This is a genomic window from Streptomyces sp. NPDC026377, assembly GCF_055567715.1.
In genome coordinates, this window is sequence record NZ_JBVHPV010000007.1 from 55,571 (window position 1) to 82,502 (window position 26,932).

At 74.6% G+C, this 26,932-nt stretch carries 20 protein-coding genes; 7 read left to right on the plus strand and 13 right to left on the minus strand.

The window, feature by feature from the left end; translation table 11 throughout:
• Positions 1–15 precede the first annotated feature (15 nt).
• The 3 genes from ACZ4MU_RS16680 (at position 16) to fxsT (ending at position 7,886) form a co-directional block, all read left to right on the plus strand.
• A complete protein-coding gene (locus tag ACZ4MU_RS16680; RefSeq protein ID WP_467876534.1) occupies positions 16–2,481 on the plus strand; it encodes an FxsB family cyclophane-forming radical SAM/SPASM peptide maturase in 2,466 nt (821 codons plus the stop codon).
• A gap of 94 nt (positions 2,482–2,575) precedes the next feature.
• The gene (locus ACZ4MU_RS16685; protein ID WP_467876537.1) at positions 2,576–3,940 is read left to right on the plus strand and encodes a TIR-like protein FxsC; all 1,365 of its coding nucleotides are present in this window, start codon (positions 2,576–2,578) and stop codon (positions 3,938–3,940) included.
• Positions 3,924–7,886: an FxSxx-COOH system tetratricopeptide repeat protein gene (fxsT, locus tag ACZ4MU_RS16690; RefSeq protein WP_467876540.1), complete on the plus strand. Its 3,963-nt coding sequence runs from the start codon at positions 3,924–3,926 to the stop codon at positions 7,884–7,886. The genes ACZ4MU_RS16685 and fxsT overlap by 17 nt, the downstream gene beginning before the upstream one ends.
• A gap of 111 nt (positions 7,887–7,997) precedes the next feature.
• On the opposite strand, the gene ACZ4MU_RS16695 is transcribed toward fxsT, so the two are convergent.
• The 11 genes from ACZ4MU_RS16695 to ACZ4MU_RS16745 form a co-directional block, all read right to left on the minus strand.
• Positions 7,998–8,861, minus strand: a complete 864-nt coding sequence (locus tag ACZ4MU_RS16695) for an alpha/beta fold hydrolase (protein ID WP_467876543.1) — start codon at positions 8,859–8,861, stop codon at positions 7,998–8,000.
• 153 nt (positions 8,862–9,014) lie between these two features.
• Positions 9,015–9,473 (minus strand): CoA-binding protein, encoded by a 459-nt coding sequence (locus tag ACZ4MU_RS16700; protein ID WP_467877197.1) that lies wholly within the window; start codon positions 9,471–9,473, stop codon positions 9,015–9,017.
• Entirely contained in the window at positions 9,451–10,347 is an 897-nt protein-coding gene (locus tag ACZ4MU_RS16705; RefSeq protein WP_467876545.1) for a class I SAM-dependent methyltransferase, read from the minus strand. The genes ACZ4MU_RS16700 and ACZ4MU_RS16705 overlap by 23 nt, the downstream gene beginning before the upstream one ends.
• A complete protein-coding gene (locus tag ACZ4MU_RS16710; RefSeq protein WP_467876547.1) occupies positions 10,347–11,162 on the minus strand; it encodes an alpha/beta fold hydrolase in 816 nt (271 codons plus the stop codon). Before ACZ4MU_RS16710 ends, ACZ4MU_RS16705 begins: the two co-directional genes overlap by 1 nt.
• A complete protein-coding gene (locus ACZ4MU_RS16715; RefSeq protein WP_467876550.1) occupies positions 11,159–11,824 on the minus strand; it encodes a LysR substrate-binding domain-containing protein in 666 nt (221 codons plus the stop codon). Before ACZ4MU_RS16715 ends, ACZ4MU_RS16710 begins: the two co-directional genes overlap by 4 nt.
• Positions 11,817–12,695 carry a DUF6182 family protein gene (locus ACZ4MU_RS16720; protein ID WP_467876553.1) on the minus strand — a complete coding sequence of 293 codons (879 nt, stop codon included), beginning with the start codon at positions 12,693–12,695 and terminating at the stop codon, positions 11,817–11,819. Before ACZ4MU_RS16720 ends, ACZ4MU_RS16715 begins: the two co-directional genes overlap by 8 nt.
• Positions 12,686–13,852: a hypothetical protein gene (locus ACZ4MU_RS16725; RefSeq protein WP_467876556.1), complete on the minus strand. Its 1,167-nt coding sequence runs from the start codon at positions 13,850–13,852 to the stop codon at positions 12,686–12,688. The genes ACZ4MU_RS16720 and ACZ4MU_RS16725 overlap by 10 nt, the downstream gene beginning before the upstream one ends.
• 46 nt (positions 13,853–13,898) lie before the next feature.
• Positions 13,899–15,323 carry an NAD(P)/FAD-dependent oxidoreductase gene (locus ACZ4MU_RS16730; RefSeq protein WP_467876559.1) on the minus strand — a complete coding sequence of 475 codons (1,425 nt, stop codon included), beginning with the start codon at positions 15,321–15,323 and terminating at the stop codon, positions 13,899–13,901.
• Complete coding sequence (locus ACZ4MU_RS16735; protein WP_467876561.1) at positions 15,323–16,180, minus strand: class I SAM-dependent methyltransferase; 858 nt, start codon at positions 16,178–16,180, stop codon at positions 15,323–15,325. The genes ACZ4MU_RS16730 and ACZ4MU_RS16735 overlap by 1 nt, the downstream gene beginning before the upstream one ends.
• A gap of 73 nt (positions 16,181–16,253) precedes the next feature.
• Positions 16,254–17,966 carry a GH3 family acyl-acid amido synthetase gene (locus ACZ4MU_RS16740; RefSeq protein WP_467877200.1) on the minus strand — a complete coding sequence of 571 codons (1,713 nt, stop codon included), beginning with the start codon at positions 17,964–17,966 and terminating at the stop codon, positions 16,254–16,256.
• Positions 17,959–18,609, minus strand: coding sequence for a hypothetical protein (locus ACZ4MU_RS16745; protein WP_467876563.1), 651 nt, complete (start codon positions 18,607–18,609; stop codon positions 17,959–17,961). The genes ACZ4MU_RS16740 and ACZ4MU_RS16745 overlap by 8 nt, the downstream gene beginning before the upstream one ends.
• A gap of 583 nt (positions 18,610–19,192) precedes the next feature.
• Here ACZ4MU_RS16745 and ACZ4MU_RS16750 point away from each other — a divergent pair.
• The 3 genes from ACZ4MU_RS16750 to ACZ4MU_RS16760 all read left to right on the plus strand — a co-directional run bounded on the left by ACZ4MU_RS16750 (position 19,193) and on the right by ACZ4MU_RS16760 (position 24,082).
• The gene (locus tag ACZ4MU_RS16750; RefSeq protein WP_467876565.1) at positions 19,193–19,819 is read left to right on the plus strand and encodes a YigZ family protein; all 627 of its coding nucleotides are present in this window, start codon (positions 19,193–19,195) and stop codon (positions 19,817–19,819) included.
• 70 nt (positions 19,820–19,889) lie between these two features.
• Complete coding sequence (locus ACZ4MU_RS16755) at positions 19,890–21,071, plus strand: exonuclease SbcCD subunit D (RefSeq protein ID WP_467876567.1); 1,182 nt, start codon at positions 19,890–19,892, stop codon at positions 21,069–21,071.
• Positions 21,068–24,082, plus strand: coding sequence for an AAA family ATPase (locus ACZ4MU_RS16760; protein WP_467876569.1), 3,015 nt, complete (start codon positions 21,068–21,070; stop codon positions 24,080–24,082). The genes ACZ4MU_RS16755 and ACZ4MU_RS16760 overlap by 4 nt, the downstream gene beginning before the upstream one ends.
• 25 nt (positions 24,083–24,107) lie before the next feature.
• Here the strand turns inward: ACZ4MU_RS16760 and ACZ4MU_RS16765 are convergent, their stop codons facing one another.
• Positions 24,108–24,554 carry an Lrp/AsnC family transcriptional regulator gene (locus ACZ4MU_RS16765; protein ID WP_467876572.1) on the minus strand — a complete coding sequence of 149 codons (447 nt, stop codon included), beginning with the start codon at positions 24,552–24,554 and terminating at the stop codon, positions 24,108–24,110.
• Positions 24,555–24,648: 94 nt separating this feature from the next.
• Between ACZ4MU_RS16765 and ACZ4MU_RS16770 the strand changes: the two genes are divergently transcribed.
• Entirely contained in the window at positions 24,649–25,137 is a 489-nt protein-coding gene (locus ACZ4MU_RS16770; RefSeq protein ID WP_467876575.1) for a rhodanese-like domain-containing protein, read from the plus strand.
• Positions 25,138–25,221: 84 nt separating this feature from the next.
• On the opposite strand, the gene ACZ4MU_RS16775 is transcribed toward ACZ4MU_RS16770, so the two are convergent.
• Positions 25,222–26,904: a DUF885 domain-containing protein gene (locus ACZ4MU_RS16775; protein WP_467876578.1), complete on the minus strand. Its 1,683-nt coding sequence runs from the start codon at positions 26,902–26,904 to the stop codon at positions 25,222–25,224.
• Positions 26,905–26,932 lie beyond the last annotated feature (28 nt).

A 26,932-nucleotide genomic window follows, 5' to 3' on the forward strand; every position in this document is an offset into this window, starting at 1 on the left:
CCGGAGGCCCCGGCCATGGACCGGTCACCTCCGGTGGTGTCGCAGGTCGTCCTGAAGATGCACAGCCGGTGCGACCTGGCGTGCGACCACTGCTATGTGTACGAACACGCCGACACCAGCTGGCGCGGCCGGCCCAGGGCCGTCTCGCACGAGATCCTGGCCGCCACGGCGGCCCGGATCGCCGCCCACGCCAGGGCCCACGGGTTGCCCGCCGTCCACGTCGTCCTGCACGGCGGCGAGCCGCTGCTGGCCGGGCCCGCTCTGCTCAGACGCGCGGCCGAGGAGCTCAAGGGCGCCCTGCGCGGTGTCAGCGCCCTCGACCTGCGCATCCACACCAACGGGGTGCTGCTCGACGAGGAGTTCTGCGAGCTCTTCCGGGAGTTCGGCATCCACGTCGGCGTCTCGCTCGACGGCGACCGCACGGCCAACGACCGCCACCGCCGCTACGCCGACGGGCGCAGCAGCCACGCCCGCGTCGTCGAGGCGGTCGCCCTCCTGAGCCGCCCCCGCTACCGTGAGCTGTTCGCCGGACTGCTGTGCACCATCGACCTGGAGAACGACCCGGTCGCGGTGTACGACGCGCTCGCGGCCCTGCGTCCTCCCCGCGTCGACTTCCTGCTGCCGCACGCCACCTGGGACCACCCGCCGCCGCGCCCCGCGCACACGCCCACCCCGTACGCGGACTGGCTCGACGCCGTCTACCGGCGCTGGGACGCGGCGGGGCGCCCGGTCCCCGTACGCCTCTTCGAGTCCGTCCGGCGCACCCTGCGCGGCGGCGACAGCCTCACCGAGTCCCTCGGGCTGACCCCGGCCGACCTCGTCGTCGTCGAGACCGACGGCACCTTCGAGCAGGCCGACAGCCTCAAGACCTCCTACGACGGCGCCCCGGCCACCGGGATGAACGTCTTCGAGCACAGCCTCGACGACGTGCTCACCCACCCCGGGATGCTGGCCCGCCAGAAGGGGATCGAGGCCCTGTGCGCGCGGTGCACGGCCTGTCCGGTGGTGACGTCCTGCGGCGGGGGCCTCTACGCCCACCGCTACCGGACCGGAAACGGCTTCGACAACCCGTCCGTGTTCTGCCCCGACCTGATGGCGCTGATCATGAACATCCGCAGGCACGAACCGCTCCCCGAGCCCCCGGCGCACGCCCGTGCCGACGAGCCCGCCGCCACCGGCGAAGCCATCCGGCCCGAGCCCGAACAGACGCTGGAGGCGGCCGACTTCGACGAGCTGGCCGCCGGCTTCGGCGGCGCCGGAGCCGTCTCCCGTCTCGCCGTTGCCCAGCTCGACCTCAACCGCGGACTGCTCGCGGCCCTCGGCGGCCGGGCCGATCCGCGGGACCGCCGCGCGGGCGCCGCCTGGGAGCTGCTGCTCGATCTGGACACCGCGGCCCCGCACGCCCTGGAGGCCGCCCTCGCCCACCCCTACTTCCGGCCGTGGGCGCTCGGCGTCCTGGGCGGCCGGGAGCCCGGCGCGCTCGCGGGCGGTCTGGCGGAGCTGGCCGCCTCGGCGGCGCTGCGGGCCCGGCGCGCCGACACCGTGGTCGTGCCGCTGCGCGACGGCACCCTGCGCCTGCCCGGCATCGGCAGGGCCCTGCTGCCGGGCGGCGCCGAAGAGGCCGAACTGACCGCTCAGGCCTACGGGTTCACCGTACGGGCCGGGGGCCGGCGGATCCGGATGGGCTGGAGCGAGGGCCTGGACGGCCGCACCCCGCACTGGCAGCCCGTACGGCTCTTCGAGGCCGGCGGCTGGACCGTCGCCCTGGAGGACACCGACCCGCTGCGCGACCGCTACCCCTGGCCGCCCGAGGAGCGCCTGCCCGCCTCCGGGGCGCGCGCCTGGGCCGACGCGCTCGCCGGCGCCTGGGCCCTCATCCAGCGCCGGCTGCCGGCGTACGCGCCGGGGATCGCCGCCGGGCTGCGCTCCATCACGCCGCTGAGCCCCCGGGCGGGCGCCGACACCAGTGCCACCTGCCGGGACGCCTTCGGGGCCGTCGGCGCCGCCCGCCCCGCCGCCCCGGCCCTCCTCGCCCTGCTGATCGTCCATGAGTTCCAGCACGTGAAGCTGGGCGCGGTGCTCGACGGCTGCGACCTGTACGACCCTCATGACACCGACCACTACTACGCGCCCTGGCGCGAGGACCCCCGGCCGCTCGGAGCCCTGCTGCAGGGGGCGTACGCACATCTGGCGGTCACCGACTTCTGGCGGGTGCGGCGCACGGCCGCCGAGACCGCGGCGGAGCGCGGACGGGCCGAGAGCGAGTTCGCGCGCCTGCGCCGGCAGACCACCGAGGCCATCGACACGCTGGCCCGCTGCGGCGCGCTGACCGGCGCGGGCAAGCGGTTCGTCGCCGGGATGGGGGAGCGGGCCGCGGCCTGGAGCAAGGAGCGGGTGGCACCCGAGGCGCTCGCGACCGCCGCCGACTCCGCCCGGCGCCACCGGGACGCCTGGCGGGCGCGCAACGCGCCGCGCGGGTGACAGGCCGCCCCCGAAACGGCGCGTACAGGCGGTTCCGCCGCGGATCGCTCCCTTTCTACACTGAGGACCCACCCACTCGGACCGGGAGGGAGCGGTGCCGCACCAAGCCGCGCGGGGCGGGGGGCACGAGCCGAGGCCGTACTTCTTCCTGAGTTACGCGCACACACCCAAGAACGATCCCCGGGACAAGGACCCCGACCTCTGGGTACAGCGCTTCTTCCGCGACCTGTCCGCGCACGTGATGCAGCTGACCGCGCTCCCGGCCGGGGTGCCCGCCGGGTTCATGGACCAGCACGTGCGCCCCGGCGAGGACTGGCAGGGGCAGATCACCGAGGCGCTGGCACACTGCCGCGTCTTCGTCCCGCTCTACTCGCCGCGCTACTTCCTCAGCGAGCAGTGCGGCCGGGAGTGGTTCGCCTTCGCCGGGCGCGAGACCCTCCACCAGTCGCGCAACCAGCACCGCTCGCCGCCCGCCATCGTCCCCGCGCTCTGGATGCCCGTCCTGCCGCACCAACTCCCGCAGGCAGCCCGCAGATTGCGGTTCGACCACGCCGACTTCGGCGAGGAGTACGCCGACGAGGGCTTCTACGGGATGATCAAGCTCAGCTATCTGCGCGACCACTACGAACACGCCGTCTACCGGCTCGCCAAGCGGATCGTCAGCGTCGCCGAACGCACCCTGGTGGCCGACGGCGACCCGTTCCAGGACTACGCGACCCTCACCTCCGCCTTCGGCCCCGCCCCCGGCCCCGGCCGCGACCTGGAGGTGACCGTCCTCGCCTGCTCCCGCGACGGGCTGCCGCACGGACGCGGCCCCGACTGCTACGGCCCCCGGCCCAGCGACTGGAACCCCTACCACCCGCTCTCCGCCCGCCCGCTGGCCCGCCACACCGCCGACCTTGTGGTCAACCTCAACTACGCCGTCCACCTGGCCGAGTTCGAGGACCGCGCCGACAGCCTGCTGCGCCCGGGCCCGCCCGAGGCCCCCGGACTGCTGCTGCTCGACCGCTGGGCGCTGCGGTCCCCGCGCCACCGGGAGCTGGTGCGGCTGCTCTGCGCCGAGCCGCGTCCCTGGCTCAGCGTGATGGTCCCGTGGAACCGCGCCGACCCCGAATCGCCCCCGCACGAGGCGGAGTTGCGCCAGGTGAGCGACGAAGCGCTCGGCACACGGCTGCGGCAGAGCCCCGGCCACCTGACGCAGGGCGGCGGGCTGCCTACTCTGGAAGCCTTCAGCCAGGAACTCCCCAGGGCGGTCCGATCGGCGGTCAGGCACTACGAGAGCGCCGCCCGCACGGGCCCGCCGGCCGAACCCGGCAGCCCGCTGCCCCACGTCCTGCCGGGCGGGGTCGGGCTCGGCCGGACGGCCCGCGGCCGCACCGGGGACCAGCCGGAACAGCGCGCCGCCGGGAACAGCCAGGCCGAGCAGGTGGAGGGCCCTCCAGATGGCCGAGAACCGTGACGGGACCGTCATCACGTTCTACTCGTACAAGGGCGGCACCGGACGCACGATGGCGCTCGCCAACTGCGCCTGGATCCTGGCGGCCAACGGCCACCGGGTACTCGCCGTGGACTGGGACCTGGAGGCCCCGGGCCTGCACCGGTTCTTCCACCCCTTCCTGAACCTGCGCGACCTGGAGGCCACCCCGGGGCTGATCAACCTGATCACCGAGTACCAGGAGGAGGCCCGGCGCACCGGCGAGCGCGCCCCGGACTGGCACCGCGCCTACGCGCGCGTGCGTCCGCACGCCGTCACCCTCGACTGGTCCTTCCCCAGCGGCGGCAGCCTGGACTTCCTCTCGGCCGGCCGCCGCAACCGCGACTACTCCTCCGTCGTGGGGCGGATGGACTGGGACCACTTCTACGAGCACTCCGGCGGCGGCCAGTTCTTCGACGCCATGGGCGACGACATGCGCCGCCACTACGACTTCACCCTGATCGACAGCCGCACCGGACTCAGCGACATCGCCGACATCTGCACCGTCCAGATGCCCCAGGTGCTCGTCGTCTGCTTCACCCTGAGCGACCAGAGCATCGACGGCGCCTCCGCCGTCGCCCGCGACATCGAGGAGCGCTACCACGAGCGGGGCATCCGCATCCTGCCCGTGCCGACCCGGATAGACGAGGGCGAGAAGGAGAAGGCCGACGCCGGGCGGGCGCTCGCCCGGGAGTGCTTCGAAGGCTTCCCCAGCGGGCTGCGGGGCGAGGCCGCCGACGCCTACTGGGGCACGGTGGAGATCCCGTACCGGCCCTTCTACGCCTACGAGGAGGTCCTGGCGACCTTCGGCGACCCGCCGGGCCTGGGCAGTTCGCTGCTGGCCGCCTGCGAGCGGCTCACCTCGGTGCTCACCGACGGGCAGGTCAGCGGACTGCCGCCGATCGACGAGGCCCTGCGCAACGCCCACGTCGCCGCCTTCACCCGGCGCCGGCCCGTCTCACCGGCCAACATCGTGCTCAACCACGTCTCCGAGGACCGGATGTGGGTGGAGTGGCTGACCGCCGTCCTCGGCACGGCCGGCTTCCGCACCTTCCCCGTCGATGTGCGTGCCCCCCGCTCCGGGCACCCCCAGGAGGAACCCGGAGACGAGGCCCACCGGGTCCTCCACATTGCCTCCCCGCCCTACCTCAAGTCCCGGGCGGGACGCGGCCTGTGGGACAGCGGGCCCGCACCCGACCGGGCCGGCGGCCGCCGCCAGGTGCTGCCCGTGCGCGTCGGCGACGTACGGCTCACGCCGCCGCCGGGCGGTCTGCGCGCGGTGGACCTGGTGCGGGTCGACGAGGCCGGGGCGGCGGCCGCGCTGCTCGGCGCGCTGGGCCGGGCGGAGGCCGCCGCGGCGCTCCCGTGCGCCCCCGACCGTCCCCGCTTCCCCGGGAACGCGCCCCGCGTGTGGAACGTACGGCCGCGCAACACCTGGTTCACCGGCCGCACCGACCTGCTCGACCGGGTCCGCGACCAGCTGCGCGGCGACAGCCGCTCCGCCCAGCGCCTGCCCCAGGTCCTGTACGGACTCGGCGGTGTGGGCAAGACGCAGGCGGCGCTGGAGTACGCACACCGCTTCCGCGCCGACTACGACCTGGTGTGGTGGATCGAGGCGGAGCGGCCCGAGCTGGTGGTGGCCTCGCTGGCGCAGCTCGCCGCCGAGATGGACCTGCGGGCGGGGGACGTGGTGGCCGAAGCGGCCATGGCGGCGCTGAAGGAGCTGTGGCGCGGCGAGCGCTGGCCCCGCTGGCTGCTGATCTTCGACAACGTGGAGGACCCGGACCAGGCGCTGCGCCGGCTGCCCGACGCCATCGGACCGCTCCCGGGCTCGGTCTACGGGCATCTCCTGGCCACCTGCCGCAACAAACCGGCCACCGCGCGGGTGGAGAGCACCCAGGTCGAGGTCTTCGACCGGTTCGAGAGCGTGGAGCACCTGACCTGGCGGGTGGCCGGCCTGCCGCCCGAGGACGCCGACCGGGTCGCCGACGCCGTGGGCGACCTGCCGCTGGCCGTGGAGGTGGCAGCGGCCTGGCTCGCCGAGACGGCGACGCCCGTGGACGACTATCTGCGCCAGCTCGCGGAGCAGAGCACCTCGGTCCTCTCGCTCGGCACGCCCCCCGGGTACGGGCTGCGGTTCGGCGCGACCTGGGCCATCTCCATCAGCAGGCTGCGCGAGGAGTCCCGGGCGGCGGTGCGCCTGCTGGAGATCTGCTCGTTCTTCTCCGCCGAACCCGTCTCGATGCGGCTCATCGGCAGCGACGCGATGTTCGACGCGCTGCTCCCGTACGACGCCGATCTGCGCGAACGGTACATGCTGGGCCGGGTCATCCAGACGCTGAACCGGTTCGCCCTGGCCAAGGTGGACCCGGCGGACAGCAGCATCCAGGTGCACCGCCTCGTCCAGGCGGCCGTGCGCGACGGACTCACCGCCGAGGAGCGGACCGAGACCGAGCGGGTCGTCCACCGCATCCTGGCGCAGGCGCGGCCCACCGAGGGCGTCGACCGGGACGACCCCGTCAACGACCCCAAGAGCTGGCCCGCCTTCGAGCTGATCTGGCCTCATCTGAACGCGTCCGGGGTCGCGGAGAGCGACGACCCCAGGGCCCGTGAGCTGATGGTCGACCGGATCCGCTATCTGCTGCGCCGCGGCGAGCTGGAGAGCGCCCGCTCGTTCGGTGCCGAACTGGACCGCGTCTGGACCCGCCGGCTAGGTGAGGACGCGCTCCAGACCCTCAACATCCGCTTCGAGCTGGCCAACGCGCTGCGGGCGCAGGGCCGCTACGCGGAAGCACTCGCCATGGACGAGGACACCCTCGCGCGCCAGCAGCGCCTGTTCCACCCGGCCGACGACCACCCCAGCGTGCTGGTCGTCACCGGCAGCCTCGCCGCCGACCTGCGCGCGGTCGGCAGGTTCACCGAGGCCCTGGAGCGCGACCTGTGGGTCTACCGGGGCATGCGGGGCCTCTTCGGAGAGACCCACCGGCGTACCCTGACCGCCGCGCACAATCTCGCCATCGACTACCGGCTCACCGGGGACAGCGAGGCCGCGCGGCGCCTGGACGAGCGGACCGTGGAGCGCCGCGGGATGCTGCTCGGCGACGACCACCCCTACACCCTGGTCACCAAGGCGAACCTGGCCCGGGACCTGCGCGAGACCGGCGAGTACGCGGTGTCGGGCGAAGTGCTCAGGGAGGTCGTCGAGGGGTTGCGCCGGGTCCTGGACCCGCACGCCCCCGAGGTGCTGCGGGCCGCCAAGAGCCTGGCCGTCTCCCTGCGCAGGGCCGGGCATCCGCACGAGGCGATGCGGCTGACCAGCGAGGCGTACGAGCGCTTCCGCGACCGGTACGGACCCGACTCGCCCGACACCCTCGCCTGCGGGGTCAGCCTCGCCGCCGACCTCGCGGCCACCGGCGAACCGGGGCGCGCCCTCGACCTGGCCCGGCGGATGCTGCGCGGGTACCGGGGGACACTGGGCGAGTCCCACCCCTACAGCCTGGCGTGCCGGGCGAACGTGGTCGTCCATCTACGCGAGACCGGAGGCGCCGAGGAGGCGGTCGAGGACGCCGAGGAGGTCCGCCTCCGACTGGAGCGGGCGCTCGGCCCCCAGCACCCGTTCACCCTCTGCGCGGCCGTCAACCTGGCGAACGTGTACGGGGACCTGGGCCGGGCCGACCTCGCCGAGCGGTGGGAGTACGTCGCGCTGGAGGGACTGCTCGACAAGCTCGGCGCCTGGCATCCGGACGTCCTGGTCTGCCGGTCGAACCTGGCGGTCTCCCTGCGGGCGGCGGGCCGTGGGGAGGAGGCGGCCGGTATGCGCGCGGCCGTGATCGAACCTGCCGCGGAACGCCTGGGCGTGGACCACCCGATCGCGGAGGCGGCCCGCTCGTGGCGACGACTGGACCGGGACATCGAGATCCAGCCGGTCTGACGGGGTACGGGGAGATCTGACGGGGTACGGGGAGAGCGGGGCGGCCCCGGCCACCGCACGGGGGTGGCGGCGCCCCCGGCACCGTCGAACTCTCCTACTCCCCAGGCACGTTCACGCCACCGCCCACCGCAGGGCCCAGGTGAACACCGCGAGCGCGCCGAAGTGGGCCGCGTCCGCCGGCACTTCCAGGCGGGCGCCCGGGATGCGCTCGGCCAGCCAGCGGGTGTGCCGGGCCGGGGCGAAGACGTCCTGCGCGCCGTGCCACAGCAGCACCGGCGTACGGATGTCCTCCGGCCGGAACTGCCAGGGCGAGCTCAGCGCCAGGATGTCGTCGATCCACCCGTCGGCCGAACAGCGCAGCCCTTCCGCGAAGTTGCGCACCAGCAGCGCCCGGATCGCGGCGTCGGCCAGCACCTCCCGGTCCGGTCCCGGCACCATCGCGTGCATCGCGGTGACCGTCGCCCTCGGATCCGCCCGTATCGCCGCCGCCCGCCCCTCGAAGGCGGCGGTCACCGCTTCGGGGCCGCCCGCCGCGATCGTGTACGCCCGGACGTTGTCCTCCGTCATCCCCTCGAACCAGTCGAGGCCGTCCGCGTCACGCGGCGCGAGCGGTACGAGCGCCACCACCCTGGCCGTACGCTCCCCGAGGCGCGCGGCACACGACAGCGCGTGCGGCGCGCCACCCGAGCGCCCCACCACGGCGAACTCGCCGAGGCCCAGGGCGTCGGCGATCGCCGCCACGTCGTCCGCCGCGTGCGCGACCCGCCGGCCGGGCCGCCGGTCCGAGTCGCCGTACCCCGGCCGGTCGAAGGTGATGAGGCGGACGCCCATCCGGTACAGCACGGTGCTGCGGGGAGCCGGACCGTGTCGGCTGCCGGGGGTGCCGTGCAACAGGAACACCGGCCTGCCCAGCGGGTCGCCCCGGCTCTCCACGGCGAGGTTCCGGCCGTCCGGGGTGCTGATGAGCGTCGGCAAGGCACGCCTCCCGCGGGTCCGTTCGGGGGCTGGGAATGGCGTCAGTATGAGCGCGCCGGGACGGCCGGTACAGCGGCCGGCGGGATACGGCGGGAGGACCGGGGGTGCGGTGGGAGGCGGGTCGCGCCCCCGGGCGGGTCCAAGGACAGGCTCTCAGCCCAGCCGGGGCAGCTCGATCGCCGGGCACCGGTCCATGACCATGTCGAGCCCCGCGGCCCGCGTCCGCTCGTACGCCGCCTCGTCGATCACCCCGAGCTGGAACCAGACCGCCTTGGCACCCGCCGCCACGGCCTGGTCGGCTATCGCTCCGGCCTGCTCGCTGTTGACGAACACGTCCACGACGTCGACGTCGAACGGGATCGCGTCCAGCGACGGATACCCCTGCTCGCCGTGGACCGTCTCGGCCTTCGGATGGACGGGCACGATCCGCTTCCCGTACCGCTGGAGCACGGCAGCCACTCCGTACGCCGCACGGCTCTCGTTGGACGACAGACCCACGACCGCCCAGGTGTCCCCGGTCCCGGTCAGGATCCTGCGGATGGTCTCCTGCTCGCTGCTCACGTCTTGCCTCCCGCGGGCCAGGGGCCCGTCAGCTGTGCCTTCCTCCCGCAGAACGAGCGGCGGGCTCCCCGAATTCCCGCTCGCCGGGCACGGTGGCCACGGCCAGCACATTGCCCTCGCTGATGTATCCGTCGGGCGCGTCCAGTGGGTGGTCCGCCGCGTCCGGGTCCGCGAACCGGCGCCACTCCCCGCTCAGCCCTAGCGCCGCCGCCTGCTCGGCCAGCCGGGCGCAGGTCGGCGCGTAGAACGCTCTGGCCTGCGGGGAGAGCGGGGCGAAGTGCTCGATCAGAACGGTCTGTTGCCGCACATCGGTCAGCCCCGCGGCCTTCAGATGGCGGTAGAGGTCCCGGGTGCGCAGGAGCTGCGCCGCGTATCCGGGTGTGCGTCCGGCAGCGCGGAAGAAGTCCGCGAAGAGATACGGGTCGGCCGGACGGGCCGTGATCAAATGGGCGTCCAGGTCCTTCACCGCTATCGTGCCGCCCGGCCGCACCACCCGGCGCAGCTCGCGCAGAGCGAGGGCCAGTTCGGTGTCGGTCAGATACTGCACGGTGTTGGCGCACCAGACGGCGTCGAAGGTGGCGTCCGCGAAGGGCAGGTCCAGCAGATCGGCGCGGCGCACCTCCACCGGGCAGACGGGCGCCCACCGCCCCAGCCGTTCCCGGGCCAGCGCCGCGTTCTCCTCGGCCAGGTCCACCGCCGAGACCCGCCCGCGCGGCCCGACCAGATCCGCCAGCCACGGCAGGAAGTCCCCGCCGCCGCAGCCCGCGTCCAGCACCTGCGCACCGGGCTGGATGCCCGCCTGCCCCAGCAGGCCGAGGTAGGCGTCCCGGCACGCCTCGAAGTGGGCGTCGACGATGGTGTGATGGGTGAAGCCCAGGCCGGTGGAGGTCGTGAACCCCCAGGCGCGGTGGTCTTCGCCCGGCATCAGCGCGCTCCCCCTTCCCCGGTGGCCGCTCGCGGCTCCCCGGTGAACGCCTCCAGCTCGTCGAGCAGTGCGTCCAGCTCGCCCCGAGTCGCCTCCGGAGCCTCCAGCGGCGGCAGATGGCCCGCGCGCGGGACGACGGCGAGGCGCCCGTGGGGCAGGGCGTCCGCCATCGCGCGCGCGTCCGCCTCCGTCACCAGCTCGTCCTCCTCCCCGAGGATCACCACGGCCGGGATGTCGGCGTCCCGCAGGACGTCCAGGGTGTCCTCGCGCGCGGCGATCGCCCGCTGGGCCCAGGCCAGGGACGCGGGGGCGGCCCCGGCCGCGGCCGCACGGACGTGGGCCAGCACCTTGGGGCGCTCGGCCCGTGTGGTGGCGCCGACCAGTCGCGGCGCGGTGGATCCGACGGCCGCCGGGCCCCTCACCGGGTCCTCCATGAGGGCCGCGAAGCCTTCCCGGGCCGCACGCGCGGCCTCGTCGTCCGCCTGCGCCCGGGTGGAGATCAGCGCGAGCGCCAGCGCCCGCCCGGGATGCCGGCGCAGGAACGCCATCGCCACGTAACCGCCCATCGACACCCCGGCCAGCACCGCGCGCCCGATCCCGCGCCGGTCCAGCTCGCGGGCCAGGTCGTCGGCGACCGCGTCCAGCGAGGGCGGACCGGCACCGAGCGGAGTGCCCCCGAAACCGCGCTGGTCGGGAGCGACGACGCGATGGCCGCGCCGCTCCAGGGCCTCCCGCTGGACGTCCCACATGGAGGAGTCGAGAGCGAGCGCGTGCAGCAGCACCACCGGCGCCCGGCCGTCGTCCGCCGCCGTCATCGCGCGGTGCTCCCGTTCTCCGCGTCCGCGATGAACCGCGCTGTGTGCGCGGCCGGTTCGGGGTCGCGCAGCCAGGCGAGGGCTACCGGCGCGGGCGGCAGGTCGACGATCGGGATCACCTTCATCCTGGGCGGCGCGATCGCCTCCAGGGACTGGAACGTCAGATGCACCGCGTCCGTCCCCGAGAGCGTCCCCATCAGGCCCTTCACCGTGCCCATCTCGTACGCCCGCCGGATCCTGCGGCCTTTGGGGGTGCGGGGCGGCACCACCTCGTCCCACACGTACTCCGGGAACGCGCCCGGGCAGCGGAACCCCTCGTACGCGGCCAGCTCCTCCACCGACACGGACGCGTGCGTGGCGAGCGGGTGGTGGGCGCCGACGATGACGGCGCGCGGATCGAGGGCCACCGGCCGGCTCACCGCCAGATCGGGTTCCCGCAGCCCGTACTTGACGATCATGACGTCCAGCTCCCCGGCCCGCAGTCCACGGAACGGGTCGCCCACGTCGTACCCGACCAGCTCCACCTCGCTCGCATCGCGGCCCGCCGCGCGGATGATCGCGGCGGCGAGGTCGGGCGAGCCGTGGATGCCCAGGCGGACCGGCGGGGTGTCCGGCAGCGTGCCCGGGAGGCGGTCGGTGGGCAGAAGGGTGGAGTCAGTCATCGGGGGTCTCCTCGGTGAGGGCCGCGTAGGCGCGGAACCGGTCGGGGTGGGTGGGGTCGGCATCGACGCGGAGCGCGGCGAAGGGCGCGCTCGCGCCGGCCAGGCTCGGGACGCAGCGCAGGGTCAGCCGGTCGCCCGGCACGATCAGGCCGTCCAGGGCCGCCTCGGCCACCAGGTGGTTGAGGTGGACGAGCGCCTCGGGCACCCGAACGCCCGAGACGGCCAGACAGAGGTCGCGGTGGACTCCGGTTCTCGGCGGGGGACCGGAAGGCGGGGGGCCGGGCGGCACGGAACCGGAACCCGGCGCGGCCGATCGCGCCGGGTGCTGCGGCCGCGTCCCGCAGTCGCCCCGACTGGCGGTCGGGGCCGGGACCGTGACCGTTCTCGGCGGGGTCACCGGGAACTCGGCCGTGGACAGGAACAGCTTGAGCAGGCGGCGCAGCTCCGCACTGCTCGCGGCCGGTGCCGGGCCGCACCAGCCGACCGATCCGTCCTCGGCCAGGCGGTCGAAGGAGTAACGGCCGAGCAGGTTCGCGGGGTTCCCGGCCAGGTAGACCGTTCGGGTGAATGATCTGCGCCAGGCCGCCGCCACGTCGGGTGCGAGCCCGAGTGCGAAGGCGGACGCCTCACGGACCCAGGCCGCCGGATCGAAGTGGCGCACGACCGCCACCGCCTGGACGGCGTCGGCGTCCGGCCGCTCGCCGACCCGGGCGCGCACCGCCAGCAGCGCGGCCGGATCCGACTCGTCCCCGAGGGGCACCAGTTCGGGCCGCGCCTCGCGCAGCCGCCGCAACGCCTCGGCGTGGAGGCTGCGCTGCGTCAGCGGGACGGGAGTTCGGGGCGGGGACAGCCGTGGTCCGGTCAGGGGCACAGGAACACCTCCCTCAGCAGATCGCGCGCGGGCGCGGCACGGCGTCGGCCCAGCAGACTGGTGGTGAGCCGGTAGGGATCCACATAGGTGTGGTCGCGGCGGTGGGCGCCCAGCCGTGCGGGCAGCGCCGGCTCGGCGGTGGCGGGGGCGCCCGCCAGCAGCCGCTCGGCGCGTCCCAGGCACTGGCGCAGCAGATCGGGCCGGTGCGACTGGGCCTGGCCCGGCCCCAGCGTGGCGATGAAGTAGAGCCGCATACCGAGCCGGATCGCCGGCTCGTCGTGGTCGGCGCCGGCCGCTTCGAGCAGCGCGGCGGCGTCCATCCCCTGCCAGCCGCCCGCCCGGGCCGAACGGATGCGGCCGTCGACCGGCACACGCCCCACGGGGACCCGGTGCACAACGGGACCCAGCGGTCCGAGTACGCGTGCGAGGAGCTGGTAGTCCGGGTCGAGCTCGCGGTCGTAGAGGAACACCAGCTCGTCGTAGTGCGGTGCGAGCGGCAGGAGCTCCCGCAGGGCGCAGGCGAGGTAGTTGGGCCGGCCGTCGGCGGTGACGATCTGCCGCAGCGGCAGGCCGTGCCGCGTCAGATCGAGGTAGACCGGACCGCCGACCCCCCGGTGGTCCAGGCACAGACCACGCGCGCGCAGGTGGTCCAGCGCCTCCTCCAGGCCGAGGCCCGGCGGCTGGTGGTCGAGGAGACCGGGGTCGTACAGGCCCAGCCGGGCGTAGTGTCCCCGCCACAGCTCCAGCACGCGGGTGGCGGCCGGGTGCACCCAGCCGTGGTGCTCGACGGCGTCGGCGTACGGGCGCAGTGCCGCGGCCGGGACCCGGTCCTGCGCCGCCCGGTGGCGTACGTACAGCGAGCCGATGTCGTCCTCGGTCAGCTCCGCGTAACTGGTGTCCCCCTGCGTCCGGTCGAGGAACTCCCAGAAGGCCAGCGTCTGTTCGGTCAGGTGGTACGTGGAGTGGCTGAAGCGGTAGTCGACCTCCGCCAGGCACGCGGTCGCCCGGTACATCACGTCCGTCCAGAACAGCCCCTTGAGGTGGGACGGCATCAGCGGCTTGGAAGGGGTGATCGTGACCGGGGCGAGCAGCACCCGGCGGCGCGCCGCCGCCACGGGGCGGGGGCCGGGCGAGTCGAGGACGGTGGGGGTGGTCACGGGCGTCCTCCCTCCGGTGCCGGGGCGGCACGGTGGCGCAGGGGCGTCACGAGGAGGCTCCTTCCGCCGCCGTGAGGACGTTCAGGAGCTGCGGGCGGGGCAGGGGCCCGGTGCTCGGCGGTAGCGCGCCACGCGGCGCCTGGGCGACCCGGTGCCGGAACTTCTCGTCCCCGAACACCTCGTCCGGAGTGCTCAGCCCCATCAGGACCCGCATCAGACCGCGCCACACCGTCCCGTCCTGCGCGGCGGCCTTCCGTATGGACGTGTCGGGGCAGCCCGCGTAGGCGGGCGGCAGGGGGCGGCCGTGCACGACGGCGCTCCAGCGCCCGATCCGCTCCCGGTCGGTGCTGGCCGCGTGCTCGTACCACGGGCGCAGCAGCACGTCGGCGAAGGCGGCGGCGGCCTCGCCGCGCTGCCGGGCGGGGTGGGCCGCCAGGGTGTCGGCGAGGCCGAAGGCCTGCGCGAGCGCCAGCGACATCCCGCGCCCGTAGAGCGGGTTCGTGACACAGGCGGCGTCGCCGACCGGGAACAGCCCCGCCACGGGTGGGCGCACGGCGGTGGCGCGCAGCGCGTTGGCCGGGCCGCCGATCACATGGACCGCCGAGATGGGGGCGCTGACCTTGTCGTCGAGCCAGGCGGTGAGGCCGGGAGTCGCGTGTGCGACGGCGGTGAAGGCGGCGGAGTGCCGCAGGCGGTCCAGCTCCGTGTCGCCGGGCAGCGTGCCCAGGGCGATCGCGAAGGTGCCCGCGTCGCCGGGGTGCAGCACGCCCGCGTAGTGGTCCCAGATGTCACCGGCGGCATGGCCGCGGTTCAGCGGCCCGGGCAGGGAGCCGCTTCTGAGCCGGTAGAAGCGCGTGAAACCGCGCAGTCCGCCCGGGCTTGTCAGGTCCCCCGCGACCGGAACCCCGGCGTCGCAGAGCCAGCCGCGGGCGGCCGCGCGGCGCCCGGTGGCGTCCACGACCACATCGGCGGACAAATGGGCGCCGTCGGTGGTCACCACGCCGCGCACCGACTGCCGGTCGGAGCTCAGCCGCAGCCCGCGTACGGTCGAGCCGTGCCGGATCTCCACCTGCGGCAGGGCCTCGACCGTCCGGTACAGGACGAGTTCGAGCGTGGTGCGGCGGCAGCCCAGGGCGACCAGCAGATCGTCGCCCACCTCGCGCGCGCGGTCGGTCGCACCGGGCGGCATCGCGCGCGTGAGGTCGAACAGCGGGGCGCCGGCGGCCAACAGCCGCTCCAGCACCTGGGGCGCGCGGGTGCGCAGGGTGCGCACGCCGAGCGAGGTGAGCGTGTGCGAGTGCTGGGCCTGCGGCACGGTGGGGCGCTGCCAGCGGCCGTGCAGATCGGCCATCGCGCCCCGGGGCGGCGGGGCGGAGCGCTCCAGGACGGTCACCTGCCGTCCGGACCCGGCGAGCGCGAGGGCGGCGGCCAGCCCCGCGACGCTGCCTCCTACGACCAGAGCCTTGGACATCAGCGCCGCCGGCCGTGGACGAAGAACACCCGGCGCACGTCCGTCTCGTGCCGGGGCGGCACCGGATCCGGCCAGCGGCCGAAATCCGCCCCCGATTCGCCCGGCTGCACCGCCTCGACGGAGAACCCGTAGCGGTCGAAGAGCGCCTCGGGCTCGTCGGTCCCGAACAGCCAGGGGCAGCCCCAGCCCGCGAAGATGTCGAGCAGTCCGCGCATATGAGGCAGCGTCAGAGCGGCGGAGTTGACCAGGTCGGCGGCGATCCGGCTGCCGGGCGCCGAGAAGTCCGCCACCCGGCGCAGGATGCGGTGGGTGTCCTGCTCGGGGATGTAGTACAGCAGCCCCTCCAGCAGCCAGGTGGACGGCCGGGCCGGGTCGTAGCCCGCCCGGAGCAGGTCGTCCTCCCAGTCGGGCGAGGTGAGGTCCACCGCGACCGTGCGGTGGTCGGTGCGCGGCCGCACGCCCTCCAGCCGGTCCCGCTTGTACGCGAGCACCGCGGGCCGGTCGACCTCGTAGTAGCGCAGCCCCTCGGGCCAGTCCAGCCGGTACGCGCGCGAGTCCATCCCGGCCGGGGCCAGCACGATCTGCCGCATCCCCGGCTCCCGGGCTGCTTCCTGGAGGTAGTCGTCGAAGAACCGGGTGCGGATGGCGTTGTAGTCGGGGGTGCTGGGGAGCGTACGCGAGGCATCCGCCGGGAACGTCGCCTTCCGGATCTCCGCGAGGAGCTCCGGGCCGATCTCACCGCACAGGGTGTCCGCGTACGGATCCTGGTAGATGCGGTCGGGCCGGCGTGTCTCCGCGGCGCGCAGGGCGGCGGTGAGCAGGGCGGTGCGTTCGACGGCGTCGAGCAACTCGGTCACGGGTTCTCGTCTCCTTCGGTCGGACGGGGTCGGGTGCGGGGCCCTGGTGGGGGAGGGGGCCGCGACTTGAGGGTCAGGAACCGTTCCCGTCGGTGAGTCGTTGCCATTGCGCCGGGTCCTGGCGGAAGAGCCGGTCTTTGACCTGGGTGGGGCGTACGCCGGAGGCGACGGTGGCGTGCCAGTCGTCGAGGAAGGCGTCGGGGTGCAGGGACAGGGCGGTGGGAGCGCCCAGACGGCGGTGGGTGCGGGCGTGGCGGTAGCCGGGGGATTCCAGGGCGAGGGCGCGGTCGAGGCCCGTCAGGAACGCGTCGGTCTCGGCCGCGCTCCACGGCGTGGCAGGGGCGAGGGCGAACTGGTAGGCGGGGGTGCCATGGGGGCCGGGGGTCACACGGCAGGCGGCGTTGCGCAGTTCCAGGCCGCCCGCGGCGAGCGCGGTGGTGAGGGCGCGCAGGACATGGGCGTCGCGCAGGCGCTCCCCGGCCGCGTCGGAGAGGGTGCTGCGGCCCGTGTACGCGAGGCGCGGCACACCGCCCTCGCGGTCCACGACCCGTACGACGTCACCGACCGCGTAGCGGTAGAGACCGCCCACGTGGCTGAAGACGGTGTGGTAGTCGCGGCCCACCTCGAGTTCATGGGGCCGGAGCGTGGGGACGTCGGGAGTGAGGTCCCGGTCGGCGTCGGCGAACTCGTACACGGAGGCGGTGACGACGAGGCTTCCGGCGGTCGGGTGGCGGTCCAGGGCGACTCCGGTGGGCCCCTCGGAGGCGGCGACCGGGGCGGGCAGAACGGTGACGCCCGGCCCGAACTCCTCGCGCAGACGCGGGAGGTAGAGCGAGGCGACGCCGGTGGTCCAGCAGAACAGGGCCCGCATGTTCGGCCAGACGTGGGCGGGCCTGATCCGGCCGAAGTGCGCGGCGAGACGGTCGAGTGCGCGGGCGCGCGCGGGGTTGGGCGGGCAATGGGGACGTCCGCCCAGGGTGCCGTCGCGCACCTCCCGGACGATGCGCTCCCACCACAGGTTCAGCTGGTGGGGCAGGGCCGCGACCATCGCCGGGTTGATCCCGATGACACAGCGGACGTCGCTCTCGACGGCCAGGCGCAGCCGCAGGTACATCTTCTCCAGATGCGCGCCCGCGTCCACCTCGACGGGCAGGGTGGCCCAGGGGGCGGCCGTACCGGGCTCGGCGGAGAGCGGCTCGCCGAACCGCGTACCGAAGTCGACCTGGCTGGCGCCGACGTGGGGACGTCCGGAGGCGGTGGTCGGGGGTGCGGCGACGGGGTCGTGCTTGAGGTTGAGGACGGCGTCCGGGCGGGCCAGGACATCGGGGAAGTGCTCGGCGAGCGGCGCCCAGGCGGCGTAGTAGAACGGGAAGAAGGTGGTGCGCATGAACCGGGGGGTGACCGGGATCTTCTTGTGGGCACCGGTGCTGCCGCTGCTGGTGAAGAACACGGCCGGGCGGTCGGCCGTGAGGACGTTCTCCTCGCCCGCGGCGGCCCGCTCGATCCAGGGGGCGAGGCCGCTGTAGTCCTGGACCGGCACGGCCCGGCGCCAGTCCTCCAGGGTGCGCACGCGCGCGAAGCCGTGGGCTCGCCCGTAGGCGGTGTCGGCGTTGAAGGCGAGCAGGTCCTCCAGGACCCGCCGCTGGTGTCCGGCCGGGTCCGCGAAGGCCGCGCGCAGCCGGGCGCGTTCGGCGAACACGCGCGACCGGTACCGCTCCACCCGCTCCTCATCCGTCCCGGACGAGCGGTCCCCCGGGGATCGACCGGCCCGGCGAGCCTCAGACATAGTCATGGCAGACCACCTCCCGTACGGCCTCGGCGGTCCGCCCGGGAGAGCCCTGCTGCTCCACGACCGTCACCGGAAGGCCGCGGATCTCGTCCCACATCAGCTTTTCCAGGTCCGTCTGGTACCGCTCGAAGGACGTCCGGTCCGGCCGTTCGCCGTAGTGTTCGAGGGAGTTGAGCCGACCACCGCGCCGACTGCGGCGCCAGGCCTCCTGGGGCGCGACCCTGAGGTACACCACGTGGCGCGGCTGGGGGAACGAGCGCCACCAGTCGTACATGGGGTTCTCGCGCACGCCCGCCAGACGGCACTTCGCGAGGATCTTGTAGTAGTACGAGTCGACGAGGAGCGGCCGTCCGTCGGCGGCCTGGGCCGCGGTGAGGAGCTGGTCGCGCAGGTGCACCACGGCGGTCTGGAGCATGCTGGCCATGAAGTCCGGCGAGTAGGCCCCGTCCGGGGCGGCCACGTCCTTCACCACCTCGCGTCGGAGCCGCCCGATCAGTGCGTGCCGCTCGGCGAGGAAGCGGTCGTCGACCGAGACGACCCGGACGGGCTCGGGGCCTTCCGCGAGCCGGGAGATCGCTGAGGACTTGCCCGCGTAATCGCCTCCCAGAAGGACGGAGAACAACGGGAGGTTCACTGACATATCGGGTAGCTCCTTACGGACCGGCGCACTCTCTGCCGTGGCACGACTCCTCCGCGCAGCCTGCGCGAGCGGCCTATAGGGAGAGTTGAGGATCAAGGGGGAGGGGTGGGTGAGGGTTCACCCGGTATCCACCGGGGCGTCGTCCGGGGGTGTACGTCCAGGGCGTCGTCCCGGGGTGCGGGTCCGGGCGTGTGCGTCCAGGGCGTTGTTGGGGGATGCGCGTCCCGGGCGTAGTCCAGCGCGTTGTCCAGGACGTCGTCCGGGGGGTGTGCGTCCGGGGCGTCGCCCGGGTTGCGCGTCACTGTGTCCGGCTGCCCGGGCGTGCCGGACCGCGCGCGTGCCCGCCCTCGACCCTGGTGTGCCCGTCAGCCCGCCCCGCGTCCGGGGCGCCCCCGCCGACCCACCGCCCCGGCCTCCACCGCCCCGGCCCCACGGCCTCGCGCCGCCGTGCCATGCCATGCGGTGCCGGGCCCGGTGACATCGGTCACCCTGCGCCCCGCCGCCCCCGGCGATCCCCGCCCCCTCCGCCGGGGCCCCGCGGCGGCCCGCGGGTCACGGGCGTGGCACCGCATAGGGTGGCCGTATGCAGGAGCAGTACCGGACGATCGCCCGTGAGGGTGTGCACGAGACCGAGGTCAACCGATCGCGGTTCCTCTGCGCGCTCGCGCCCGCCGCGACCGAGCAGGAGGCGCAGGACTTCCTCGCGCGCGTCCGCGCGGAGCACCCGACGGCGACCCACAACTGCTTCGCGTACGTCATCGGGGCGGACGCGTCGGTGCAGAAGGCGAGCGACGACGGCGAGCCGGGCGGCACCGCCGGGCTCCCGATGCTCCAGATGCTGACCCGCCGCGAGGTGCGGTACGCCGTCGCCGTCGTCACCCGCTACTACGGCGGCGTGAAGCTCGGCGCGGGCGGCCTCATCCGCGCGTACGGGGGAGCGGTCGGCGAGGCCCTGGACGCGCTCGGCACCGTGGTGCGCAGGCGGTACCGCCTCGCCACCGTCACCGTCGACCACCAGCGCGCGGGCAAGCTGGAGAACGACCTGCGGGCCACCGGGCGCGCGGTGCGCGAGGTGCGCTACGCCGAGGCCGTCACCATCGGGATCGGCATCCCGGAGGCGGACGTGGAGTCCCTGCGCCGCTGGCTCGCGGACGTCACCGCGGGCACCGCGACGCTGGAGCTCGGCGGCGAGGCGTACGGGGACGCGTGACAGCTGTGAGCCGTACCGGTAAGGCAGTTGCCGCCCGGGATGTCCGACCCCACCGTTACCCTCGGGAATCATGAGACTCCTGCATACGTCGGACTGGCACCTGGGACGGTCGTTCCACCGGGTCGCCCTGCTCGACGCCCAGGCCGCGTTCCTCGACCACCTGGTGGCGACGGTGCGCGAGCGCGACGTGGACGCGGTCCTGGTGGCGGGCGACGTCTACGACCGGGCGGTGCCGCCGCTGGCGGCCGTGGAGCTCTTCGACCGCGCCATCCACCGGCTCGCCGACGAGGGTGTGCCGACGGTGATGATCTCCGGGAACCACGACTCGGCCCGGCGGCTCGGGGTCGGCGCGGGCCTCATCGAGCGCGCGGGCATCCATCTGCGCACCGACCCGGCGGGATGCGACAGCCCGGTGCTGCTGTCCGACGCCCACGGCGAGGTGGCCTTCTACGGACTTCCCTACCTCGAACCGGCCCTGGTCCGTGAGGAGTTCAAGACCACCAAGGCCGGGCACGAGCAGGTGCTGGGCGCGGCCATGGAGCGCGTCCGGGCGGATCTCGCGGCACGCCCGCGCGGCACCCGCTCCGTCGTGCTCGCCCACGCGTTCGTCGCCGGGGGCGAGCCCAGCGAGAGCGAGCGCGACATCACGGTCGGCGGGGTCGCCGCCGTCCCCGCGGGAGTCTTCGACGGCGTCGACTATGTGGCGCTCGGCCATCTGCACGGCTGCCAGACCCTCTCCGACCGCGTGCGCTACTCGGGCTCCCCGCTGGCGTACTCGTTCTCCGAGACCACCCACCGCAAGACCATGTGGCTCGTCGACCTCGGCGCCGACGGATCCGTCGGCGCCGAGCGCGTCGACTGCCCGGTCCCGCGTCCGCTCGCCCGTGTCCGGGGCCGGCTCGACGACCTGCTGGACGATCCCGCCCTGGAGGCCCACGAGGACGCGTGGGTAGAGGCGACGCTCACCGACCCGGTCCGCCCCGACGACGCGATGGCCCGCGTCACCACCCGCTTCCCGCACACCCTGAGCCTGGTCTTCGACCCCGACCACGCCCCGGAGGACCCGCTCGCCTCGTACGCGCGCCGCCTCCAGGGCCGCAGCGACCAGGAGATCGCGGAGGACTTCGTGGCCCATGTGCGCGGCGGCAGCGGCCCCGACGAGCGGGAGCGCACCGTGCTGCGCGCGGCCTTCGACGACGTACGGGTGGAGTCCGAGCTCGTCCGGGACCTCGCGCGCGAGGGGGGCCGATGAGGCTGCACCGGCTGCGCGTCACCGCGTTCGGTCCCTTCGGCGACACCCAGGAAGTCGACTTCGACGCGCTCTCGGCCGGAGGACTCTTCCTGCTGCACGGGGTGACCGGGGCGGGCAAGACCTCCGTCCTGGACGCCGTCTGCTATGCCCTCTACGGAGCGGTGCCCGGCGCCCGCCAGAGCCCGGGCGCGGTGCTGCGCAGCGACCACGCGGCGCCCGACACCGTCACCGAGGTCCTGCTCGATCTGACCGTCGGCGGACGGCGGTTGGAGATCACCCGCAGACCCCAGCAGAACCGGCCCAAGAAGCGCGGCAGCGGCTTCACCACGGAGAAGGCGCAGACCTGGCTGCGTGAGTACGACACGGGCGCGGGGGAGTGGCAGGCGCTCAGCCGCTCCCACCAGGAGGTGGGGGAGGAGATCGGGCAGCTCGTCGGTATGAGCCGCGAGCAGTTCTGCCAGGTCGTCCTGTTGCCGCAGGGGGACTTCGCCAAGTTCCTCCGCTCCGACGCCGAGGCACGCGGCAAGCTGCTCGGCCGGCTCTTCGACACCGGCCGCTTCGCCGCCGTCGAGGGGCGGCTGGCCGAGCTGCGCCGCGCCGCCGAACAGCAGGTCAAGGCCGGTGACGAGCGGCTGCTCAACCTGGCCCAGCGAATGGCCCAGGCCGCCGGGGACGGCCCGGACACACGGGACTGGCCGCTGCCCGGCCACCGCCCCGGCGAGCCCGGGCTCGCCGAGGGCGTCCTGGAGTGGGCCGCCGTCGCGCGCGCCGGGGCCCGCGAGCGCCTCGCCGTCGCGGAGTGCGCCCTCAGTGCCGCCGAGAGCCGCCAGGCCGCCGCCCGGACCGCGCTCGACGACGAGCGCCGCCTCGCCGAGCTCCAGCGCCGGTACGCCGACGCCCGCCGCCGCGCCGACGAGCTGGCCGCCGCCGAGCCCCGCCGCGCGGCCGTACGGGAGCGGCTGCGGCGGGCCCGCAAGGCCGACCTGGTCGCCCCCGCCCTCGCGCTGCGCGCGGAGGCCGAGCGCGAACACCGGGCGGCCGACGCGGCCCGTGAGCGTTCCCGCGCGTCGCTCCCCGCCGACCTGGCCGAGGCCGGGGCGGAGCAACTGGGCGCGCTGGAACGGCAGATGCGCCAGGAGCTGGGCGCGCTCGACGCCGCCCGCCGCGCCGAGGCCCGCAGCGCCGAGATCACCGCCGAGCGCGCCGAGCTCGACCGCCAGGCCAGGGCCGACGAGCAACTGCTCCTCGACGCGGCCGGCTGGCTCGCCGCCTGGGAGGGCGAGCGCCGGCGCCACCAGGAGCGCATCGACGCCGCCCACCAGGCCGCCACCCGCACCGAGCAGCTGGCGGGACGGCTGGAGCCGGCCCGGCGCAGGCTGGCGGCGGCCCGCGAGCGCGACTCGCTCCAGGTGCGCGTGGCAGCGGCCGAGGAGCGGCAGGGCACCGCCCGGGAGCGGGCCAACACCGCCCATGAGCACTGGCTGGCCCTGCGCGAGGAGCGGCTGCGCGGCATCGCCGCCGAGCTCGCGGCGGAGCTGCGCGACGGGGAGGCGTGCGCCGTCTGCGGCTCGCCCGAGCACCCCGAGCCCGCGCGCGCCACCACCGGCCAGGTGGACCGTACGACGGAAGAGGCCGCCCACGATGCCTACCGGCGGGCCGAAGCTACCCGCGCCGAGGCCGAGCGCGCCCTCGCCTCCGTACGCGAGCGGTTCGCGGCGGCGAGCGCGGAGGCGGGCACGGAACCCCTCGCGGTGCTCGACGGCCAGGTACGCGAGTGGGAGGCCGAGTACGGCGGGAGCCGTGCGCTCGCCGCCGGGCTGCACGCGGCCCGCGAGGCCTTCGAGAGCGCCGAGCGCGAGCACGTGCGGCGCCTGGAGCAGCAGCGCGAGGCCGACCGGCGCGTGTCGGCCCGTACCGCGCGGCGCGAGGAGATCGAGCGGGAACAGGCCGCCCTGGAAAGGGAGCTGGCGACGGCCAGGGGCGAGGCCCGCAGCGTCGGCGAGCAGGCGGCGCTCCTGGACCACCGGGCCGGGCTGCTCGCGCTGGCGGCCGAGGCCGTCCGCGAGGTCGAGGTGAGCGCCCAGCGGCTCAAGGACGCCGACGGGAGGCTCTCCGAGGCGGCCTTCCGGGCCGGGTTCGACACCCCGGGGGCGGCGGCGGAGGCCCTCCTCGACGACCGCGCGCAGAGTGAGCTCCAGCACCGGCTCGACGACTGGCAGCGCGAGGAGGCGGCCGTCGCGGACCGGCTCGCCGACCCCGGCACGGTCGCGGCCGGCGCCCGTCCGGCCGCGCGGACCGAGGAGGCCGAGGCCGCCCACGCGCGCGTGGAGCGCGCGCTGCGGGAGGCCGCCTCGGCGCTCGCCGCCGCCCGCGCGCGCTGCGCCGAGCTCGGCCGGCTGGGACGCGAGGCCGCGGCGGAGACGCGCCGGATCGGCCCCCTGCGCGAGGAGTACGACCGGGTGGCCCGCCTCGCCGGGCTCACCGCGGGAACCTCCGCCGACAACGAACGCAAGATGCGGCTGGAGTCGTACGTACTGGCCGCACGCCTGGAGCAGGTCGCGGCCGCCGCCACCGCCCGACTGAGCCGTATGTCCGGCGGCCGCTACACGCTGGTGCACTCCGACGCGCGGGGCGGCCGCGGCCGCTCCGGGCTGGGGCTGCACGTGGTCGACGCCTGGACCGGCCGGGAGCGGGACACCGCCACGCTCTCGGGCGGCGAGACGTTCTTCGCGTCGCTCGCGCTGGCCCTTGGCCTGGCCGACGTGGTCACCGACGAGGCCGGGGGCGTACGGCTGGACACGCTCTTCATCGACGAGGGCTTCGGCAGCCTCGACGACCAGGCCCTGGACGAGGTCCTGGACGTGCTGGACTCCCTGCGCGAGCGGGACCGCAGTGTCGGCATCGTCAGCCACGTCGGTGATCTGCGCCGCCGCATCCCCACCCAGCTGGAGATCGTCAAGGAGCGCGCCGGGTCGCGGGTGCGCCACCGGACGGCCGGGCCCGTGGACTGAGGGGGCCCCGGCGCGCGCGGGGTCGTCAGCGGCCTGTCGCGCGGCGGGGCAAGGGCGAGGAGTAGACGACGCTGGTCGTCACCGACCCCAGGGCTCCGATCTTCCCGGAGATCTCCTCCAGGTGGCTCATCGACCGCGCGGCCACCTTGATCACGAAGCAGTCGTCGCCCGTGACGTGGTGCGCCTCCATGATCTCCGAGGTCGCCTCCAGCAGATCGTGGAAGGGTTTGTAGTTGCCGTTCGGGTACCGCAGCCGCACGAAGGCGAGAATGCCCCGGCCGAGCCGCTCCTGATCGACGACCGCCGTGTAGCCCGAGATCACCCCCGCCTCCTCCAGGCGCCGCACCCGTTCCGTCACGGCGCTCGGGGACATGGCGACGGCACGGGCCAGCTCCGCGAAGGTGGCCCGGCCGTCCTGCTGGAGGGCGTCCAGGATGCGCCAGTCGGTGGCGTCCGGGGAATACTCGGTCATGGCTGCCACACAACAGTGAAATCCCCGGCGAATCAAGAGATGTTCCGGGGATCGCGTCTTCCGGGCGGTGATCGGCGGCCGTAGATTTCTGGCCATGACAACGACGCAGCTCGCCACCGCCGCCAACCCCGTCCTGCGCGTCGCCCCGGCCGCGCCCGCCGACGCCGCCGCGTACTTCCGCGCCGGCCTGGTCTTCCACGCCGACGTCTCCGACGTGGCGTCCGTGCTGGCCCAGGGCGGCGAGCCGGGCTTCGTCGTGCTGGACTCGCGCTCCACGCAGGCCTGGGACCAGGGCCATGTGCCGGGCGCCGTGCACCTGCCGACCGCGCTGATCGCCGAGCAGGCGGAGCGGTTGCTCGACAAGTCCGTCCCGGTCGTCACCTACTGCTGGGGCCCCGGCTGCAACGGCGCCACCCGCGCCGCCCTCGCCCTGGCCGAACTCGGCTACCAGGTCAAGGAGATGCTCGGGGGCTTCGAGTACTGGGTGCGCGAGGGGTTCGCGTTCGAGACCTGGGAGGGCCCCGACAAGCGCGAGGCCGACGCGCTGACCGCGCCGGTCGGCGCCGAGAACTGCGGCTGCTGAAGCCGTGGTTGGGGCGGCGGTGCCCCGCGGTGGCGGGCCGGGGCGCCCGCCACCGCGAGCGCTCAGAGCTTGGACAGCTTACGCTCAGAGCTTGGACAGCTCGTCCACCAGGTCGTCGAGCCCCAGCGGCCCCTGCGACAGCGCCGCCATGTGCCAGGCGCGGGCGTCGAACGCGTCACCGTGGTGCTTCTTGGCGTTCTCGCGGCCCATCAGCCAGGCCCGCTCGCCCAGCTTGTAGCCGATCGCCTGCGCGGGCACCGACAGATACCGGGTGAGCTCGCTCTCCACGAAGTCCGCCGGACGCCCGCTGTGGCGGCCGAAGAACTCCTGCGCCAGCTCCGGTGTCCACCGCTCGCCGGGACGGAACGGCGAGTGTCCGGGGATCTCCAGCTCCAGGTGCATCCCGATGTCGACGATGACCCGGCAGGCCCGCATCATCTGCGCGTCCAGATACCCCAGGCGCCGCTCCGGGTCGGGCAGGAAGCCCAGCTCGTCCATGAGACGCTCGGCGTAGAGCGCCCAGCCCTCGGCGTTGGCGCTCACCGTGCCGATGGTGGCCTGGTAGCGCGAGAGCCGGTCCGCGACGTGCCGCCACTGCGCGATCTGCAGATGGTGGCCGGGAACCCCCTCGTGGTACCAGGTGGAGACCAGGTCGTACACGGGGAAGCGGGTCTCGCCCATGGTGGGCAGCCAGGTGCGGCCGGGGCGCGAGAAGTCCTCCGAGGGGCCGGTGTAGTAGGGCGCGGCGGCGCTGCCGGGCGGCGCGATGTGCGACTCCACCTTCCGTACCCGCTCGGCGAGTTCGAAGTGGGTGCCGTCCAGGGCCTCGATCGCCTCGTCCATCAGCGCCTGGAGCCACGCGCGGACCTCGTCCACCCCCTCGATGTGGGTGCCGTGCTCGTCGAGGTGGGCCAGCGCCTCCCAGGGACCGGCTCCCGGCAGGATCTTGTCGGCCTCGGCCTTCATCTCCCCGAGGATGCGGTGGTACTCGGACCAGCCGTACGCGTACGCCTCGTCCAGGTCGAGGGTCGTGCCGTTGAAGTAGCGCACCCAGCGGGCGTACCGCTCACGGCCCACGGTGTCCGGCGCCCCGGCGATCGCGGGCGCGTACACCTCGCGCAGCCAGTCGCGCAGGGCGACGAGCGCCTCGCCCGCCACGCGCGCGCCCGCGTCGAGTTCGGCGCGCAGGGACCTCGGGCCCGGCGCCGCGAACTCCTCGAACCAGTTGCGGTCCGTGCCGATCCACTCGGTGAGCTGGCCGACGAAGGTGTCCGTGGCGCGCGGCCCGGCGAACAGGCCCCGTTCGAGGCCCAGTTGCAGGGACGCGCGGTAGCCCTCGAGGGCGGCGGGAACGGCCGTGAGCCGCGCCGCCACGTCCGCCCAGTCCGCCTCGTCGGCGACCGGCATCATGGTGAACACCTGGCGCACGGAGTGGACGGGCGAGCGCAGGTTGCTGACGCAGCGCAGCCCCTCCTCGGCCTCGTGGACCGCGAGTTCGGACGACAGACGCTCCCGCAGCAGTCTGGCACAGCGCCGCTCCGAGTCGCTGTCCGCGCCCGGTGTCCGCTCCGCTTCGTCGAGCCGCGCCAGCGTCGCGCGGCCGAGAGCGGCCACGGCCTCCTGCCCGGCGGGCGTGAAGTCCGGAAGCAGCCGGGCGCTTTCACGCACGCCCAGGTAGGTACCGGTGATGGGGTCGAGTTCGATGAGTGCGTCGACATGGGCGTCGGCGACCTGGCGGGGCAGCACGCTGCTGGAAGTGTCTGGCATGGTCCACATACTCGTACGAGCACGGGCC